General features: G+C 59.7%; 17 protein-coding genes. 3 read left to right on the top strand and 14 right to left on the bottom strand.

All coding sequences use genetic code 11. The annotated features are described in order from the left end of the window. Positions 1-30: 30 nt before the first annotated feature. From NL64_RS04025 to NL64_RS04005, 5 genes are all read right to left on the bottom strand, one after another. Positions 31-1641, bottom strand: a complete 1611-nt coding sequence (locus NL64_RS04025; protein ID WP_034146870.1) for a gamma-glutamyltransferase family protein — start codon at positions 1639-1641, stop codon at positions 31-33. A gap of 31 nt (positions 1642-1672) precedes the next feature. Next, a complete protein-coding gene (locus NL64_RS04020; protein ID WP_034146869.1) occupies positions 1673-2452 on the bottom strand; it encodes an amino acid ABC transporter ATP-binding protein in 780 nt (259 codons plus the stop codon). A 1-nt stretch (position 2453) separates the two neighbouring features. Beyond that, entirely contained in the window at positions 2454-3221 is a 768-nt protein-coding gene (locus NL64_RS04015; protein WP_034146868.1) for an amino acid ABC transporter permease, read from the bottom strand. 11 nt (positions 3222-3232) lie between these two features. Further along, positions 3233-4039: an ABC transporter substrate-binding protein gene (locus tag NL64_RS04010; RefSeq protein ID WP_034146867.1), complete on the bottom strand. Its 807-nt coding sequence runs from the start codon at positions 4037-4039 to the stop codon at positions 3233-3235. Between the two features lie 133 nt (positions 4040-4172). After that, positions 4173-4841: a GntR family transcriptional regulator gene (locus NL64_RS04005; RefSeq protein ID WP_034146866.1), complete on the bottom strand. Its 669-nt coding sequence runs from the start codon at positions 4839-4841 to the stop codon at positions 4173-4175. 333 nt (positions 4842-5174) lie between these two features. On the opposite strand from NL64_RS04005, the gene NL64_RS04000 reads away from it, so the two are divergent. Next, positions 5175-6314, top strand: coding sequence for a M14 family metallopeptidase (locus tag NL64_RS04000; RefSeq protein WP_172668641.1), 1140 nt, complete (start codon positions 5175-5177; stop codon positions 6312-6314). Between the two features lie 71 nt (positions 6315-6385). Here NL64_RS04000 and NL64_RS30000 read toward each other — a convergent pair whose 3' ends face one another. From NL64_RS30000 to NL64_RS03990, 3 genes are all read right to left on the bottom strand, one after another. Beyond that, a complete protein-coding gene (locus tag NL64_RS30000; RefSeq protein WP_155292711.1) occupies positions 6386-7891 on the bottom strand; it encodes a hypothetical protein in 1506 nt (501 codons plus the stop codon). A gap of 242 nt (positions 7892-8133) precedes the next feature. Then, positions 8134-8679: a cytochrome b gene (locus NL64_RS03995; RefSeq protein WP_034146864.1), complete on the bottom strand. Its 546-nt coding sequence runs from the start codon at positions 8677-8679 to the stop codon at positions 8134-8136. Further along, a complete protein-coding gene (locus NL64_RS03990) occupies positions 8676-9761 on the bottom strand; it encodes a catalase family peroxidase (protein WP_034146863.1) in 1086 nt (361 codons plus the stop codon). Before NL64_RS03990 ends, NL64_RS03995 begins: the two co-directional genes overlap by 4 nt. Positions 9762-9919: 158 nt before the next feature. On the opposite strand from NL64_RS03990, the gene NL64_RS03985 reads away from it, so the two are divergent. Together NL64_RS03985 and NL64_RS03980 are read left to right on the top strand one after the other, a co-directional pair. After that, complete coding sequence (locus NL64_RS03985; protein WP_034146862.1) at positions 9920-10426, top strand: sigma-70 family RNA polymerase sigma factor; 507 nt, start codon at positions 9920-9922, stop codon at positions 10424-10426. Then, on the top strand, positions 10423-11175 hold the full coding sequence (locus tag NL64_RS03980) for an anti-sigma factor family protein (protein WP_034146861.1): 753 nt from the start codon (positions 10423-10425) through the stop codon (positions 11173-11175). The genes NL64_RS03985 and NL64_RS03980 overlap by 4 nt, the downstream gene beginning before the upstream one ends. A gap of 137 nt (positions 11176-11312) precedes the next feature. Here NL64_RS03980 and NL64_RS03975 read toward each other — a convergent pair whose 3' ends face one another. The 6 genes from NL64_RS03975 to NL64_RS03950 all read right to left on the bottom strand — a co-directional run bounded on the left by NL64_RS03975 (position 11313) and on the right by NL64_RS03950 (position 17256). Beyond that, positions 11313-12284 carry a Csu type fimbrial protein gene (locus NL64_RS03975; RefSeq protein WP_034146860.1) on the bottom strand — a complete coding sequence of 324 codons (972 nt, stop codon included), beginning with the start codon at positions 12282-12284 and terminating at the stop codon, positions 11313-11315. Then, positions 12281-14638, bottom strand: a complete 2358-nt coding sequence (locus NL64_RS03970; protein ID WP_034146859.1) for a fimbria/pilus outer membrane usher protein — start codon at positions 14636-14638, stop codon at positions 12281-12283. Before NL64_RS03970 ends, NL64_RS03975 begins: the two co-directional genes overlap by 4 nt. Before the next feature lie 209 nt (positions 14639-14847). Then, the gene (locus NL64_RS03965; protein WP_034146858.1) at positions 14848-15630 is read right to left on the bottom strand and encodes a fimbrial biogenesis chaperone; all 783 of its coding nucleotides are present in this window, start codon (positions 15628-15630) and stop codon (positions 14848-14850) included. Between the two features lie 30 nt (positions 15631-15660). After that, complete coding sequence (locus NL64_RS03960; RefSeq protein ID WP_034146857.1) at positions 15661-16161, bottom strand: Csu type fimbrial protein; 501 nt, start codon at positions 16159-16161, stop codon at positions 15661-15663. A 4-nt stretch (positions 16162-16165) separates the two neighbouring features. Next, positions 16166-16702: a Csu type fimbrial protein gene (locus NL64_RS03955; protein WP_034146856.1), complete on the bottom strand. Its 537-nt coding sequence runs from the start codon at positions 16700-16702 to the stop codon at positions 16166-16168. 20 nt (positions 16703-16722) lie between these two features. After that, complete coding sequence (locus NL64_RS03950; protein ID WP_034146855.1) at positions 16723-17256, bottom strand: Csu type fimbrial protein; 534 nt, start codon at positions 17254-17256, stop codon at positions 16723-16725. Positions 17257-17315: the final 59 nt, after the last annotated feature.

The raw sequence follows: 17315 nt of genomic DNA, 5'->3' as shown, positions 1-17315 counted from the left end.
GCTGCGACCGCGTCAAGGAGGACGCCCCCCTCAATACACCGCAATGTGTGAGTCCGCTCGCGGTTCGGTGCCGCCACACAGCACACCGGTTTCAGGATCACGCAAAATGATCTGCCCTCGCCCATAACTGGTCAGGTCGCAGACCACTTGCACATCATGCCCACGGCGCGCCAATGCTGCCGCCATGTCCCGTGAAGCGTTCTGCTCGATACCAACCTTCAATCCGCCCAGCCACTGCCAGCGCGGCGCATCCAGGGCTGCCTGGGGATTGAGCCCGAAATCCACCAGGTTCATGACCATCTGCACATGCCCCTGCGGCTGCATGTAGCCACCCATCACGCCAAAAGGCCCCATTGCCACACCGTCCTTGCTGAGAAATCCCGGGATGATGGTGTGGAAAGTCTTTTTGCCCGGTGCCAGGCAGTTCGCATGTTCGGAATCGAGGCTGAATTCTTCTCCACGGTTTTGCAGGGCGATGCCACTGTCGGGTAGCACGACGCCTGAGCCGAAACCGTGATAGTTGCTCTGGATGAACGAAACCATGTTGCCTTCCGCGTCGGCGGTCGCCAGGTAGACCGTGCCGCTGGCGTGAGGGTCGCCCGGCTGCGGCGCCACGGCCTGCTCACCGATCTGCGCGCGACGATGGTCCGCGTAGTGGTCGCTCAACAAATCCGCCACCGCGACCCGCATGTGTTCCGGATCGGTGATGTAGTGCAAACCATCACTGTAGGCGAGCTTCATCGCTTCAAGCTGACGGTGCCAGGTTTGCTGACTGTCACGGTGATCGAAGTTGAAACCTTCGAGCATTTTCAACGCCATCAACGCCACGAGCCCCTGCCCGCTCGGCGGAATTTCCCAGACATCGACACCGCGATAGTTGACCTTGATCGGCTCGACCCAGTGTGCGCGGTAATCCTGCAAATCACTGGCGCGCAGATAGCCGCCCGTAGCCCGCGAATGTGCGTCCAGCCGCTGCGCCAGCGCGCCACGGTACAGACTTTCGCAACCGGTGCTGGCCAACTCGCTCAGGGTTTTCGCCTGGGCCGGGTTGCGGAACAGTTCACCGGCTCGAGGTGCACGGCCGTCAATCAGAAAGGTTTCGAACCAGCTCTCAAGCACGTCGCTGCGGTCGGGGGTGAAATCCTCCAGCGCGGTTTGCCACTGCAACGCAACCACCGGTGACACGGGAAAGCCATCCCGCGCCAGGCTGATCGCCGGTTGCAGCAAGTCGGCAAAAGGCAGACGACCGAAGCGCGTCGACAACTCCGCCCAGGCCGACGGACAACCCGGAACCGTCACCGGCGTCCAGCCATGCAGTGGCATTTTTTCATGACCGGCGGCTTTCACCGCCTCGATGCTCAGGGCCTGCGGCGCCGCGCCGTTGGCGTTCAAACCGTGCAGTTTGTTTTGCGTCCACACCAGCGCAAAAGCGTCACCGCCGATGCCGCAACCGGTGGGTTCGACTACGGTCAGTGCCGCTGCCGTGGCAATGGCCGCATCGATGGCATTGCCACCGCGACGCATGATTTCAATTCCGGCCTCGGCGGCCAGCGGTTGTGAGGCGGCGACCATGCCGCGCTTGGCGAAAACACTTTGACGTTGTGAGGCGTAGGGATACTCGTGCGCAGAAAATTTGAACATGGCAGAACTCACACAAATTTATTTGATGGACTCACAGCACGCGGCTGAGAAAGGCGCGGGTACGGGCGTGCCTGGGCTGGCTGAAGATCTGCTCCGGCGGGCCCTGCTCGATCAGTTCACCTTGATCGAGCACCACCACCCGGTCGGCCACCTCGCGGGCAAAGCCCATTTCGTGGGTGACCACGACCATGGTCATGCCCTCCTCGGCCAGCTCCTTCATCACTTGCAGCACTTCGCCCACCGTCTCGGGATCGAGGGCGCTGGTGGGTTCGTCGAACAGCATCGCCTGCGGCTTCATCGCCAATGCCCGGGCGATCGCCACCCGCTGCTGCTGGCCACCGGACAACATCGACGGATAGTGATCAGCCTTCTCCGCCAACCCGACGCGCTTGAGCAACGCCCGCGCCTGTTCCACCGCCGCCGCGCGCGCAACGCCCAGCACCTGGATCGGCGCTTCGATGATGTTTTCCAGGGCGGTCATGTGCGGGAACAAATTGAAGCGCTGGAACACCATGCCGATGTCCCGGCGCTGTCGTGCGATGTTGCGTTCCGAGTCTCTGGCCAGACTGCCGTCGGCCCGGGTGCGGTAACCCATCGGCCGGCCGCCGACGCGGATCTGTCCTGACTGAATGTCTTCGAGCAAATTGATGCAACGGATAAAGGTGGTTTTGCCGGAACCGGAAGCGCCGATCAGCACCACCACTTCGCCCCGTCGCACTTGCAGGGAAATGCCCTTGAGAATTTCCAGGTCACCGAACGATTTGTGAACATCCAGCGCTTCGATGACCAGTTCTTCACTCATGTGCGCCATCTCAACGCCCTCTCAACAGTTTCATGGTGTTGCGGCCGAACATGCGACTCGCCGCCGGTGCCGGACGATCAGACTGGCCGAAGCGCGCTTCGAGCCAGCGCTGGAAAAAGCCCCAGAGCGTGGTCAAGGCCAGGAAGTAGATGGCCACGACCAGGTACAACTCGAACACACGGAAGGTCGCCGAGGTCACCATTTGTGTACTCAGCAGCAGTTCCTGCACGCCGATGACGCTGACCAGCGTGGTGTTTTTCAGCATCACGTTGAACTCGTTGCCCAGCGGCGGCACGATCACCCGGAACGCTTGCGGCAGGACGATCCGCCGCATCAACTTGGGAAACGTCATGCCCAGGGAACGCCCGGCTTCGTACTGACCCTTGTCCACCGCGCCGATGCCGGCCCGAATGATCTCGGCCATGTACGCGCCTTCATTGAGGCCCAGGGCGATGATCGCGGCCTGAATATTGCCCGGCACAATGAACCAGCCCAGGTCCAAGTCTTCAAAGCGGAAAATCCCCCCCGCCGCCAATGCCGTGTACAGGAAAACGATCTGCACCAACAACGGCGTGCCGCGCATCAGCCACACATAAAAACGCACCGGGTAATGCAACAGCGGGTTGCTCGACAGCTTCATCAACGCGGCGATCAGGCCCAAAACACAACCGAGCAACATCGCCGAAACGCTGATCAGGCAGGTCAGCCACAGCCCCGTCAGGTAGACATCGCTGGGCTGCAACAGGTACTGCCAGAACACATCCCAATTGAAGTTCATCAGGTTCGCCCTCAGTCCAGTTTGTCGCTGTCGACATGCCATTTACTGAGGAGCGCGCTGTAACTGCCATCGGCGCGCATGCCTTGCAAGACTTCGGTCAACGCGACCGTCAGCTGTGGATCGCTTTTACGCACGCCGAAACCGGTGAGGATGCGGTTGAAGGCCGGGACTGCGGATTGAAACAGGTCCGGGGCCAATTGCTGATAGTGTCCGGCGGACTCGACCGTGGTGCCGAAAGCGTCCACCTGGTTGATGCGCAGCGCCTGAAAAGCATCAGCGTCGACGTTGTACACCACCAGTTTCATCGGCGGTTTTCCAGCCGCTTCGAGTTTTTCGTTTTCCTTGCCCAGCAGCACGCGGATGGTCGAGCCGTTGCTGACCGCGACCTTAAGCCCCGAGAGGTCTTCCAGTGTGTTTACCGATTTCGGGTTGCCCTTGGGCACCACGATGGACTGGCTGGAATACATGAAGTTGACGATGTCGATCACCTCGCGGCGTTCGGGCTTGTCGAACAACTGGTCGACGATCATGTCGCACTGTTGCGCCAGCAGCGCCGGGATCAGCCCGGCGAAAGGCGAGATTCGCCATTCGACTTTCTTGTCACCCAGGCGCTGGGCAATCGCCTCGCCCATGTCGACCTGCAGCCCCACCGGTTTTTGCTTCATGTCAAACGACACCAGCGGTGGCGAGTCCATGCCGGAGCAGTAAACGATCTTCTCGCTCTTGCTCAAGCGCTCGGGTAATTCGGGGGCGGCGAACGCCCATTGCGAACACAGACTCAAGGTGAACACGGCAACTAACGCGCAAGGCTTGTGCATGGCATGACTCCAGTTGGCTGCAACGGATGTCCCTTGTAGGAGCTGGCTTGCCAGCGATTGGCCCTTGAGTCTTACTTCGCTCATACAGTCGCCATCGCCAGCAAGCCGGCTCCTACAAGGGGGGTTTTAGGGTTTATTGGTGGGCTTCGAGAAATTGAATCAGTCGCGGGATGGTGCCCTCGATGTGCTCGCACACGACTTGCGCGGCCTTGTCCGGGTCGCCGGAACGCAGTGCGGCGACAATCGAGGCGTGCTCGTCCCGGGCGCTGCGGGGTTTGTCGGCGTGTTGCAGCCAAAGGCGCATGTGCGGCTCGATCACCGAATACAACGCGGATATCTGCCGCATCAGGCGCGGACGCTCACTCAGGCTGCACAGGTATTCATGGAAGGCGCGATGGCGGCTGACCCACTCGGCCCCGTCTTCGCGGTAGTCGTCCATTTCGTCGAGCAAGCGCTCCAGATGACTGAAATGGCGCTCGGTGAGCTTTGGCACCGCAACGCGGATGGCAAGGCCTTCAAGGGCGCTGCGCATCTCGAACACTTCACGCATTTCATCGATGTTCAAGCCACGGACAATGGCGCCACGGTTGGGCCGTAGCGTCACCAGGCCATCGGCATCCAGGCGCCGGAACGCTTCGCGCACCGGCATGCGGCTCATGCCGATTTCGCCGGCGATGTCCTCGGCAATCAGCCGTTCGCCAGTGCGGTAACGCCCTTTGCAAATCGCCTCCAGAAGAAAGTTGTAGGCCTCCTCTTCGGCGGTAATGGGCTGGCGCTCGGAATAGACAGGGGCGAATTTCATCGATTGCACCTTTTGTATTTTTGTATCCAATTATCCATAAAGCCAACAAAGCACAGGACGTGCCAGATTCAGCCCGTGATATGCAGGTGTTTGATTGGATTGATATATCGGGAGTGAGGGTGCCGACTTAGAGTACCGACGCCTGACCGAAGCGAGTTGAAACGCCCCATTCTGTAACCTGGCGGACCCAAAACGGTGCTGGTGGTAACACGGATGATCGCTACGCTTGAAGAAGCGCTTAACGGTGAGGATGAATCGATTTTTCCCGCGCTGCTAACCCCCTTGTCTTGCGTGTAAAGTAGCCGCCATAAAATCTCAAACAGGAACCCGACCGTGGCTAAACTCAACATCAGTGCCAATTTCGACAGCGGCAACATCCAGGTTATCGACCTCAGCGACCCGCTCAAGCCACTGCTGGCCATCCGCCCCGATACCAAAAGCAACCACTTCCAATGGTTCCACTTCAAAGCCAGCGGCCTGCACGTCGGACAAGAACACTGGTTTCGTCTGAACAATGCCAGTCAGTCTTCCTACAACAAGGCCTGGGACGGTTATCAAGCCGTCGCCTCTTACGATCACGTTAACTGGTTCCGCGTACCGACCATCTTCGAAGGCGACTGCCTGCGCTTCTGCCTGGAAGCCACCCAGACCCACGCCTGGTTCGCCTATTTCGAACCCTACAGCCGGGGTCGTCACGACTGGCTGATCGAGCAGGCACTGACCAAGGCCGGCACCGAACTGCTGGGCACCGGCAAGAGCGTCGAAGGTCGCGACATTCAGTTACTGCGCAAAGGCACCGGCGCCGAAGGCCAGCGCAAGGTATGGATCATCGCCCAGCAACATCCGGGCGAGCACATGGCCGAGTGGTTCATGGAAGGCGTGATCGAACGCCTGGAACATCGCGACGACCCGGTGCTGAACAAACTGCTGGCCAGCGCCGATCTGTACCTGGTACCGAACATGAACCCGGACGGTGCCTTCCACGGTCACCTGCGCACCAACGCCATGGGCCAGGACCTGAACCGCGCCTGGCAGAACGCCAGCCCGGAAATCAGCCCGGAAGTCTTTTTCGTACAGCAGCAGATGGAAAAGTACGGCGTCGATTTGTTCATCGACGTACACGGTGACGAGGAAATCCCTCATGTGTTCACGGCCGCGTGCGAAGGTAATCCAGGCTACACGCCACGGATCGAAAAACTCGAAGAGCACTTCCGTAGCCACCTGAAGCGCACCACCAAAGACTTCCAGACCAAGCACGGCTACACCCGCGACGAACCGGGTAAAGCCAACATGACCCTGGCATGCAACAGCGTTGGCCAGAAGTACGACTGCCTGTCGCTGACCCTGGAAATGCCGTTCAAAGATCACGACGATCATCCGAATCCGTTGACGGGGTGGTCGGGGAAGCGGTCGAAGCAGTTGGGGAAGGATGTTTTGACGACTGTGGCGGAGATGGTTGATACGCTGCGGTAAATTAACGTTTTTCAGGCCTGACCTTCTTGAAGGTCAGGCCAATTGATACCTCGCGGCCCGCCAAAAGTACCTTAGCGACCACCAGCAATTGACATAAGTACAACAACAGGCGCCCTCCAACTGCCAAGTAAATTCCGAGCTTCCAATCTCAAAACCCCGTTATAAACTGAAGCTGGCAATGTCGGATTATCACCGACGTTATAGCTTAGTTTTAAATAAAGCTTATTAGCAGTACTTCCTGAAAAAGGACATGCTACATATGCATTCATAGCAAACCACTCACATCCGCCGATAAATCGCTCCGCCCGTAAATTAACCTCTCGTTCGTCACCCGCATCATTTTTCAATTTCACTGTCAATCGCGCATATCCTTTTGGAGCGGGTGCTAATTCGGTTGGACCTTCAGCGCTGTTCAAGGCAACAACGCCAGCTTGGTACCTGGCAGGCATCCTGATTTCTAGAATCGAATCCGAAGAGCCGTTCAGGCTTTGAAATGAAAACCGCTCCCCTACAAAAGGTAGAGCATAGTAAGATAACCTCGGACCAGATTCACGCCACATCCTGGACATATCAGCAGTAATTACGTTGCCTCGAGGCAGGCCATGCGCATCTTTCACCTGCGGAGTTGAATAGAAAGGACTGTCTTCTCCGCATTGAATAGTTCCAGATTTACCATTATTGAAGCCAAACTTATAACCACCGAACAGTTCAGGGCAGTGAATACCACCTAAGTTATGTCCAATCTCGTGGCGAAATATCCAACCGTCACTAACATGACCGATAGCCGCCCTGCCCGGAGTAGTTCCCCATCCAGCGGCGGTATCATCTGGGTGGGGAGCGAAAACACCAAAAAACATATCCGGTCTAAATGCCTGCGTCCCGACCGAAAGTATTCCTGGTAATTGTCTTAGAGTCTCGGTTGTCATTGAGTAATTCGTATTAACTATTTGCACCCCTGCCAACCTCATAAAAACATTATTAACAAGCGAGTTGCGCAATGCCAAATTCACACTTTCCACCTGAGCCAACGCATTGGAAGTCGCATCACCACCAGCAACTAATACTGCTTCGCGCGAGTACCCAATCAACATATCAATCGCGTATTCATCTGCTGCTTTCGCTGGTTCGACAGTTCTCTCCAACGCCTCTCCTGGCACTGTGTCGAGTATTGAATAATCTTTAGAGGTATAGGGCGTAAAACGACTTTCACCTTTACTGTTAATCACGAGCACTCCCTTTCTTGAGGAGCTCTCTATAAATGCAGTCAAACTCCCACTACCAGACCTGACCGTAACCAATGACCCTACTGTCTTGTCCGGCATCAGTAAATTACCGCTCTCTACTGTATAACCATCAATCACTTTTGAACTTGATCTTTCGAAAACCGCTGGCGCTATCAAATCCTCGTACAGCTCGGCTGTACTCTTTTCATTTACACGCTCGACCACCCAACTTTTTTGTTTACTTTCCTCACTCATCGGTGAATGTGCACAGGCGCCTAGCAGAACAGCCAACGCCCCAATTGAAAGTGCGAAAAAAACACCCCGCATACAACGCACACCTGCAATTTTGAACATGATTCATCTCCCTGAATAACAAGATCAGTGCTGTTCGACTGACCTCATTCCGGTCACTGCAGTCTTTGAGCATTGAACGCGTCTTTTGGAGAGGGCGAAACTGTCAACATTGACAGGTAGGGGAACACATCAAACTGTAGGAGCTGCCGCAGACTGCGATCTTTTGACTTTGCTTTTAAAGATCAAGATTAAAAGATCGCAGCCTTCGGCAGCTCCTGCATAGGCCGTATGTATCGCGCAGTTCAGGGGTGATCCTTACCCCGCAACATGCTGTCCAGCACATCATCACGCCGCACCCAGGCGTGAAACAACGCCGCCGCCAAATGCAGCAACACCGTCAAAAACAGCAAATACGCCAGGTATCCGTGGGCTTTGCGCAGGAACGCAAACACCTGCGCATTTGCCGACACGAACGAAGGTAACTGCAGCGAATTGCTGAGCATCACCGGTTCACCCGACGCCGAAATCATCGCCCAGCCCAGCAGCGGCAAGACCAGCATCAAGGCGTACAGCAACACATGCGATGCCTTCGCCGCCAGCACTTGCCAGCTCGGCAGGTCCGCCGGCAGCGGCGGTTGTGTGGTGGAAAAACGCACAACCAGACGCACGATCACCAGCAACAGAATCGCAACGCCCAATGGCTTGTGCAGATTGATCAGCCACTCATGGCGTTCTGACACGGACGCCACCATCCCCGCGCCAATAAACAGCATGGCAATGATCATCAGCGCCATCAGCCAGTGCAGCAGACGCGCCAGTGGAACGAAGTGGTTCGGTTGGGCGCTCATTGCTTGGCCTCCTGTTTGGCGGCGGGTAACTGGCTGACTTCGCTGGTGCGACGCAGGTAGGACGTGGCGTAACCGGCGGAACGCGCGGCGAGCAGCGGGTCGTCGGAACCTTCGATCCCGGCCGGCAACACCAGCGGGTCGTAGTTGATGTCACGGCACTCGCCATTGAGTTGTGGCTGGGTGCTTTCAAGGACCAGGGTGCCGGCGTTCAGCACCTTGCGGCCTTCGGGCCAGGCCTTGCTCGCGTCGTTGACCGGGTCGCCGGGGTTGGCCAGGGTGATGTTCAAATTCCAGCGCAACGGCCCGGCGGCGATGCGTTGAACCAGGTCTTTTTCCAGATAGTCACTGCCTTCCGCTGCCGTGGCGCCCGGTGCGTCCTGAGCCACGGGCACCATGCTCCAGCGCACTGCTTGGCGTTGCCCGGTGGCGTTTACCAGGTAAAACGCGTTGACGCTGTTGTAGGTTTCCGTCACGTAGCTGGCCGACGGTTTGGCGGTCTTGATCCAGGCCAGGAACGGCGCGGCTTCCGGGTGCGAACCAAAGAACGCCGGCACCGCCGCAGGGTCCGGTTTACCAGTGCTCGGAAGCGGCGATTGCGCTTGCTGCAATTGATAGAACGCCTCGGGCGTGCCCACCGGGAACACCGGCATGCTGTTCATCCCGGTGCGCCACTGCTGGCCGTTGGCCTGATTGAAACGCAACGCCAGGCTGCGGATCGGCACGGCGCTGTCCGGCGCATACGGATTACCCGCCGGCAAAGCGAAACGCCCCACCACCGGGGTCCGCGCCTCGTTGAACACCTGGGCGGTGGAAAAGCTGCGCGCCTCGCCGCTGCTTTCGAAATGGCCGATCACGCACACGCCCTTGGAATGATTACGGCGGAATCCGGGATGCACGCCGTTGTTGGTTTCCAGCACATTGATGAGTTTTTTCGGCGTCAGGCGCTGTGGGTCAAGCGTGCCGTTGACGTAGGCAAACGCCCCGGCCACGACGGCGACGACCACGGCGATGCCCGCCAGACGAAAAATCAGACTCGCGGTACTCAGGGGTGGCCGGGTGGGCGGTGATGATCGATCTACCATGAAGAGCTCCAGGGCCATCGGCCACAAGTGAGAAGAACCAAGCAGACGAACCCCACGAGGGTTTATTCCATCGTGCGGTATTTATTTTTTCAGGCGTGGAATAACCTCCGTTATCGGGCGTCTTCCTAGTCCACAGCGTAGTGACTAGTCAGAACTTCATGAATGACATCGACGAACAACTGAGAGAAATCATTCCCAGGCTGCGCCGGTTTGCCGTGTCACTGACGCGCAACCCCAGCAGTGCTGACGATCTGGTGCAGTCGTGCCTGGAGCGGGCGTTGTCTCGCTGGGGCGACAAAAGACCCGATGGCGATCTGCGCGCCTGGCTGTTTTCGATTCTTTATCGGCAGTTTCTCGACGCTCACCGGCGCTCCCGACGCTATGCGCGGATGCTCGAATTCTTTACCGGGCGCGACGATGCGCAGCCTTCCGTGGAGCGCACCGTTATTGCGCAATCGACCCTCAACGCCTTCGATCAACTGCCTACCGAACAGCGCGCGCTGCTGCTTTGGGTATCGGTGGAAGGCCTGAGCTACAAAGAGGTCGCCGAGATTCTCGACGTACCCACCGGCACCGTGATGTCCCGCCTGTCCCGAGCCCGCCAGGCTCTGCGCCAACTCAGCGATGGCGAAATCACCCGCCCTTCCCTGCGGAGACTCAAATGATCAGCATGCCCCCGAGCGAGCGCGACCTGCACGCTTACGTCGACCACCAACTCAACGACGCCGACCGCGCGCTCGTGGAGACTTATCTGGCGAGCAACGCGCAAGTTGCCGCACAAGTGCGCGCCTGGCAGCAGGATGCCCAGCAACTGCGTGCAGCCCTGAGCGGTGCATTGAAGCAGCCTTCCAACCCGGACCTCGACCCTGGGCTGATTCGCCAACGTCTGAAACGCCAGTCCCGTCGCCACCTCGCGAGTGCTGCGATGTTGCTGATCGCCGTCAGCGTGGGCGGTTTCAGTGGCTGGCAGGCGCGGGAAATGACGCTCGCCAGTGGCTCGCTGCCGATGGCCGATGCCTTGCAGGCTTACCGTCTGATTGCCCAGCAAGGCCTCCTTCCGGCGGACTACAAGGCTAGCGACGACGGTGATATGCAGGGTTGGCTTGACCGCTATTTCACCCAGGCCAATCGCTTGCCCGACCTGGCCGGTGCCGGGTTCAAACCGGTCAGCGGGCGCTTGCTCAGCACCGAACAAGGACCGGCGGCGATGGTGGTTTACGAGGATCAAGGCGGGCACAAGATCAGCTTCTACGTGCGCCCGCCGGGACCGAAAAACTTCCTGCTGCCGCGCGGTAGTCGGCGTGATGACGGGTTGCAGGCGGAGTACTGGTCGGGGGGTGGTTATAACTATGCGATGGTCAGCCCGGCGGATACGCCGGCGGCGCAGATGCTCAGGCAGACTGTGAATTTCTGATATCGCCATTTCCCTGCAGGAGCCGGATTGCTGGCGATTGCGGTCAGTCCGTGGACATCGCAGCGCCTGACCCAACGCCATCGCCAGCAAGCCGGCTCCTACAGGTACGCGTCCCCCCGCAGGCTGCGATCTTTTTCCTAAAACCCCACATCAAGAATCACATTGTCCACATAGGTTCCAGCCGGCGGTGTGCTCTGATCGGTATAAATCTTCGCGTTGTAATTGAAGATTTGGCTGCCATTACCCAACCCGTTACCCGGATTGACCTCCGCATCCGAGCTGGCCCGACGCGCCCCGGCCACATTCCCCCAGCGGGTCGAACCGGCGCTTTTGAAAATGTCATACGCCAGGTAATTGCTCCCCGAAATCATCCGTCGGCGCCCTCCCACACTCGCTGCGTTCTGCCCGTCATTCAAACCCACGGTGTACGCACTGCCCTTGGTGCAGTTCAGGTTGATGGTCTGCCCGGTGACCGCCGTGAAAGCGCTGACCACCGGCGCGCTGCCAAAACTGATGTTGGGCGCGGTGATGAGGCAGTCATTGGTGACCGTCAAATTGACAGTCAGCGTGGTGGTGCCGTTATTGACGTCGCGGCCCAGGCACACGCTGCCAACGCCGATGCCCGAGCAGTAGTTCCAGTTCCAGAAAATGCTCAATGTTTCCGTATAAACCCCGGCCGCAACGTTGCTGCCAGTGATCGTGCCGAAGTAAAGCGGGACGGTTTTCGGCACCACGCTGCCGAGCAATCCCAGGGCATCGATAATGCCGTTGCGGGCGAAGTCGTAGGCCGTGCCGCGCGTTATTGGGAAAGCAGTGCTGTTGTTGGCGTAGATCGTGTAGCCAATGACATCGCCAGTGGGCCCGCGCAAACCGCTCTGGGTCGAGGTGACGGTGGCCCAGAAGTGGTCGCTGCTGGTCAGCAATGACAGCAGTGAACCCGTGCAACTCAAGCCACCGTTCAATGTGGAACTGGGCTGCGAAGTGTTGCGCACGGCAATCGAACTCACCGTGCCGAACGCTGCCGGTGTGGTACCGACCACCGAGCACAAGGCCCATGCCGAACCCGGCAGCCACAAAGCCAACAGCATCAGCCACTTCAGGATTTTCATTGACACACCAATGGCCCGATCAGCGGGATCTGATCCTGCTGAGCGTCGACGGCGAATTGCACCTGACAGGTTTTCCCATCCGCCAGACTCACCTGCAAACTGTTCTGCGGCTGCAGGTTTTCCAGGTACACCAGACCGTCCCAACCCACCACGGTTTGCGTGCCGCTTTGCAGGTGCACCACGCCGCTGCCCAAGGGCAGGTTCTGCTCCTGCGCGTCCACCAGCACGATGCTCGCGGCAATCACCCGGCTCAGTGGAAACTCCAGCAGATAACCGCTGCCACGGCGCACCGCGATGCGTTGCTCGACGTTCGGACTGCGCACGTTGGCCGGCAGGTTCAGCGGATCGATTTCGTATTTGCCGCGGTAATAGGCGCTGCTCCACGGCACCAGCAAATGGCCGTTGCGATCGGTCTGGCCGACCTGCTGGTTTTCGTAGCGCACGGGGATATCCGCGTAGCCATCAGTGCTGACCACCACAAAGGCGTCGTCGATACGATTGGCGGCGAACACTTGGCGGTCCATCCAGACCAGCGACCCACTGGCATCGGCCCAACGGGTTTCGGCGTCGCTGTTGCCGTAGACACCGGCCTGCAATTGCACCGATTGCAGGCGCCAGGTGACGTCGGCCTGACGATAGGCTGGCCCATCACCTTGGGCGTAACCCAGGTTGAAACCGACCCCGCCTTCCGTGGGCACGGCGCGGCTGTAATTGACCCGCTGCTGGGTTTGTCCGGTGTTGCTGCGTTCGCTGCTGATGGCCAGGCTGCCACGCAGGTCGAACGGGATCACCAGTTGCGCCTGCACCGCCCAATTGCTGTCGCCGATTTCGCGGTTGGCTGAAAGGTAGAAACTGGTACTGCGCCACAACGGTTTGCTCCAGGTCAGGTTGAGCAAACGGGTGCGCGAATCATCCGCCGCGCGCACGTCGAAGTAACCGGCGCCCAGGCTGCCCCAATCGTCCAGGTTCAGGCTCAGGGTCGCCTGTTCACTGCGTTTGCTCAGCGTCGTGTAGGCGCTGTCGACCAGCGTCAGGTCGGCGTATCGATCGCGACGTTGCAGGCGTTGCCAGGAAAAACTGTAGCGCTGACTGCTGTACTGATAACCGAGGCTCAGTTGCTGACCACTGTCACCCTCGAAACGGCTTTGGCTGATGGCGGTGTTGAGCACGCCGAAATTGCCCAGGCGTACATTGCCGCCGACGCCGCCAAGGGCCAGGCTGTCCGAGGCTTCGGCGTGGCTTTCCACGGTGAAGTTGTCGCTCAGGCCGTAACGCATGCTGCCGGATGTGGCACCGGGCCCGTAACTGAAATCGCGCAGACCGTAGTCCTGACGCAAGGTGCCGGCGGCCACGGAAAAATCGCTCAAGCCTTTTTGCAGCAGCGTGCTGGTGACGTAGAACGGCACGGTGGTGGAGACCTGTCGGCCCAAGGCATCGGTGGTCACCACCACCGCTTCACCGGCACCGTTGATGAACGGAATATTGGTCAGCGTATAGGGGCCCGGTTGCAGGTCGGCGCTGCTGGATTTGTAGCCGTTGATGAACAGATCCACCGACGACGGCACCGCAGCCTCCCCGGCGAACTGCGGCAAGGGATAGGTCACCAGATCCGGACGCACCGCGAAATCCCTCGACCACTGCACCCCGCCCATGCGCACCGAACTGGTCCAGGGCAAGGCACCGCTGACCAGATCGCCGGCTTCGTAGGTCAACAAGCGCTCGTCATCGGAAAAGCGCCAGGTGGTGTCGTAGCGCAGGTAGCGATTGTCCAGCGCGTTGAGCGAATCACCCGCCATTGTGCGGCGGTATTGCCCTGTGTTGGACAACGTGCCCCAACTGTCGAACAGCCGCACTTCGTTCCACGCCGCCAGGTAGGTGCCAGCATCATCGGTGTCGTTGAGGTACAGATCGTAGTTGAATAAGGCGCCAAAACTGCTCAGGGCCGGGGTGCGCGGATAGGCTTCGCGGCGGCCGATAAACTGCTCCGGCAGCCAGTCTGGCGGGACGTCTATCAGCAGACGCTGACCATTGCTGTCGTACTCGCTGTGCAGGCCCGGCAGGCTGTCGAGGCCGACTTCGGCGCCGATGTCGGCGGGCAATTTCATGCCGGTCTCCTGCAACGCGCTGGACGGCACGAAGAACTGCCCGTGGCGCTGCTCGACCGCCACAACCCGGCCGGTATTCATCTGGTTGACCACCAGTTCGAGAAACAACTGCGCATCGGCCACAGCCTCCATGCCACTGGGCGGAGGCGGCAGGTCACCGGCCTCTGCGTGATGATTGACCACCAGGCAACATCCACAGCACATGGCCCATAACGGACACCGTAGACTGCGAGCCAAAGCGTGGGCCATTAGCGCTGCCTGTCCGTCATTGGACCTTGTCCTCCTTCTACCTCACCTGACTGCACTTACACCTGTGGCGAGGGAGCTTGCTCCCGCTCGGTTGCGCAGCAGCCGTCAATCCATTCAACGCGGTGTATCAGGCAACGCTTGCGGCTCGTAAGTAGGGCCGCTTCGCAGCCCAGCGGGAGCAAGCTCCCTCGCCACAAAAAACAGGTGCTTCACCGTGCGGGCGCAATACTTTGAACCTGCGGCGCACCATTGACCCGCACCTGCAACGCCGGGTCGCCGGCAATCGGGCCGGGCACGGGCCAACGCATGATGGCGCCGGGCAACACGTAGCCGAGCAATCCGTCCACCAATGGCTTGGACTGGCCGCCCTGCTTGAGTGCCACGTCGGTCAGGCGCGCATGCACCGCGCCCTGATTGCGCACTTCCACATAGGAACGCCCGTCCACCGCGACCGTGCGCCAGCTCAAATCCGGCAGGCCCACGCCTTTGGGATCACGTTGGCGGGTGGTGTCTTCCTTGCTCCACAGGCCGGCGCCGTAGGCAAACAGCGGCACCGAGTAGCGCATCTGAAAACGAATCGCTGCGGCGGTTTTGCCGTCTTCAGCGGCAGGCGGTTTCGCCGATGGAATTTCGTCAATGATGATGCGGTAGGCCAGCTCCTGCCCCGGCGGAATATCGCGGGTGCGGGTCAGGCGTACCAACTGCTTCTGGCCCGGCTCGATCTTCGCCACCGGCGGGCTGCCGATGACGTCGCGCTGGTTCTGGTATTGATCGCTGAAGCCGCTCTGGCTCCAGGCAAACACGCGAATTTGCAGGTTGGCGGTCTCGTTACCGCGATTCTCCAGCCACAAGGCGCTGGCCTGTTGGTCAGCCTCCAGCACCGGATCGATCGGCCAGATCAGTACTGAACTGGCCGCCTGAACCCTGCCCGCCCCCAGCAGCGCCAACACCGTAAAAAACACGACCGACAGTCGCTGCGAAGGTGGATACATAGGTCAACTCCTTATGATCAAACCGTCCCGTTACCACGACAGCTGCACCTGCAGCACATCGCTGTACGTCCCCCCAGGCTGATTGCCCGGTAACTGCACCTGACCGTAAATCGGCAGGCGGATGTTGTTGGCATCGCTGTAAGCCACCGCCACGCTTTGGCCGATTCCCAGGCTCTGGCTGTACGCCGCGTCGCGAAACAACGCATAGGCCACGCGGTTACTGCCGGTAGAAAGCTGCATGTGCCGCCCGCCACTGTTGTACTGACCGCCATCGACCGTCATGTTCAGGGTCACGCCCGGCGTGCACTGCAACTGCACTGCGCCGGTCAACGCTACCTGCACCGTGCCCGTGGCCAGCGCGGACTGGTTGCCGAAATTCAGGCTGCCGTAGTTGGAAACCCCGCCGACCACCAGGCAACCCGGTGTCACCGTGGCGCTGACCTGGAAGCTCTGACTGGTCACCGCCGCCAGCGGCAACGGCACAGCACCGGCGCAGAGCAACAGCAGCGCGGCACCGCCATGGCGATTCATCACCCTAGAACGTCAGTTCAACGGAAATGGTGTCGGAGTAAGTGCCCGCCGGCAGTCCGGCCTTGCCCACCGCCTGACCGTAGATGTTCACGGTCTGCGCCACGCCGGTGCTGGCAGCCAGGTTGATCACCCCGTCAATCGCCAACAGCTGCGAGTGCCCGGCGTCGGTGTACAGGTCGTAAGGCACGTAATTGGCTACGCCGTCGAACAACGCGCGAGTACCGCCGGGGGATTTCCCGTCGTTGGCACCGGCGCGCACCTTGACCGTTGGCGTGGTGCCGCTGGAGCAGAGAATCGACAGTGCCCCGCCACCACCGCCCAGGACTTGCGCGTTGCTGGTGGTGAACAGGCTGTTGGTGCTGCCGAAGTTCAACGTACCGAAATTAAGGTTGCTGGAACCGCTGGCACCGTTGACCTGACAACTGCTGGTCAGGACCAGGCTGGAGGTGATCTGGCCGGTGACCGTAGTGGCCGCCTGAACGCCGGACGCCAGCGTCAGGCCAAGCAATGACAAACCTATCCTTGATACAAACGTGTGCATGGTGTCCGTCCTCTACAGGTTTACCAGTCGAGCGTCACCGTCAGGGTGTCGGTATAGACACCGGCCGGTAGCGCGCGCGTATTCGCCACCACCGAGCCGAATACCGGAATCGGTACCTGCGCCCCGCTGGTGACAGCGAAATTGTGTTGTTGGCCGATGCTGTAGCTCCGGTTGCCGGAGGCATCGAGGAACAACTGATAGGGAATGGTTCGTGCACCGTTGCTCAAGCGCCGGGTGGTGCCGTCGCCATGGGTGCCGCCATCGATGGTGACGGTGAAACCGGTGACCGACGGATTGCACGCCACGTTCAGCTTGCCGCTGGCGTTTTCACTGAGACTGGCCTTGATCGGGTTGTCCCAGGTCGGTCCTTGCGCGCCGAAATCGAGGGTGCCGAAGTCGCTGACCGGGCTATCGGAACTGGCGCCATTGGTCACTTCGCAACCGGCGGTGATGGTCAGTCGCGCGTGGATCTGCCCACTGACGGCCGCTTGCGCGACAACGGCCGGAAAGACCAGTGCGCTCGCGGTGATAACCCTCAAGAACATGCTTGTCATCACGCCGATCCCAATGCCTCCAGGATTGAAAAAACGGTCGCTTGTCCGCGAACGCCCCC

Origin of the sequence: Pseudomonas fluorescens (assembly GCF_000802965.1) — a bacterium.
GTDB lineage: Bacteria > Pseudomonadota > Gammaproteobacteria > Pseudomonadales > Pseudomonadaceae > Aquipseudomonas > Aquipseudomonas fluorescens_A.
Note: the sequence above shows the minus strand (reverse complement) of the source record. Positions and strands in the feature narration are given on the sequence as shown.

Coding starts and splice junctions, on each gene's coding strand:
- NL64_RS03950 (WP_034146855.1), bottom strand. CDS start 17,256: ATGACAAGCATGTTCTTGAGGGTTATCACCGCGAGCGCACTGGTCTTT.
- NL64_RS04010 (WP_034146867.1), bottom strand. CDS start 4,039: ATGCACAAGCCTTGCGCGTTAGTTGCCGTGTTCACCTTGAGTCTGTGT.
- NL64_RS30000 (WP_155292711.1), bottom strand. CDS start 7,891: ATGTTCAAAATTGCAGGTGTGCGTTGTATGCGGGGTGTTTTTTTCGCA.
- NL64_RS03975 (WP_034146860.1), bottom strand. CDS start 12,284: ATGAAAATCCTGAAGTGGCTGATGCTGTTGGCTTTGTGGCTGCCGGGT.
- NL64_RS03960 (WP_034146857.1), bottom strand. CDS start 16,161: ATGAATCGCCATGGCGGTGCCGCGCTGCTGTTGCTCTGCGCCGGTGCT.
- NL64_RS03990 (WP_034146863.1), bottom strand. CDS start 9,761: ATGGTAGATCGATCATCACCGCCCACCCGGCCACCCCTGAGTACCGCG.
- NL64_RS03980 (WP_034146861.1), top strand. CDS start 10,423: ATGATCAGCATGCCCCCGAGCGAGCGCGACCTGCACGCTTACGTCGAC.
- NL64_RS03995 (WP_034146864.1), bottom strand. CDS start 8,679: ATGAGCGCCCAACCGAACCACTTCGTTCCACTGGCGCGTCTGCTGCAC.
- NL64_RS04025 (WP_034146870.1), bottom strand. CDS start 1,641: ATGTTCAAATTTTCTGCGCACGAGTATCCCTACGCCTCACAACGTCAA.
- NL64_RS04005 (WP_034146866.1), bottom strand. CDS start 4,841: ATGAAATTCGCCCCTGTCTATTCCGAGCGCCAGCCCATTACCGCCGAA.
- NL64_RS03955 (WP_034146856.1), bottom strand. CDS start 16,702: ATGCACACGTTTGTATCAAGGATAGGTTTGTCATTGCTTGGCCTGACG.
- NL64_RS04015 (WP_034146868.1), bottom strand. CDS start 3,221: ATGAACTTCAATTGGGATGTGTTCTGGCAGTACCTGTTGCAGCCCAGC.
- NL64_RS03970 (WP_034146859.1), bottom strand. CDS start 14,638: ATGGCCCACGCTTTGGCTCGCAGTCTACGGTGTCCGTTATGGGCCATG.
- NL64_RS03985 (WP_034146862.1), top strand. CDS start 9,920: ATGAATGACATCGACGAACAACTGAGAGAAATCATTCCCAGGCTGCGC.
- NL64_RS03965 (WP_034146858.1), bottom strand. CDS start 15,630: ATGTATCCACCTTCGCAGCGACTGTCGGTCGTGTTTTTTACGGTGTTG.
- NL64_RS04020 (WP_034146869.1), bottom strand. CDS start 2,452: ATGGCGCACATGAGTGAAGAACTGGTCATCGAAGCGCTGGATGTTCAC.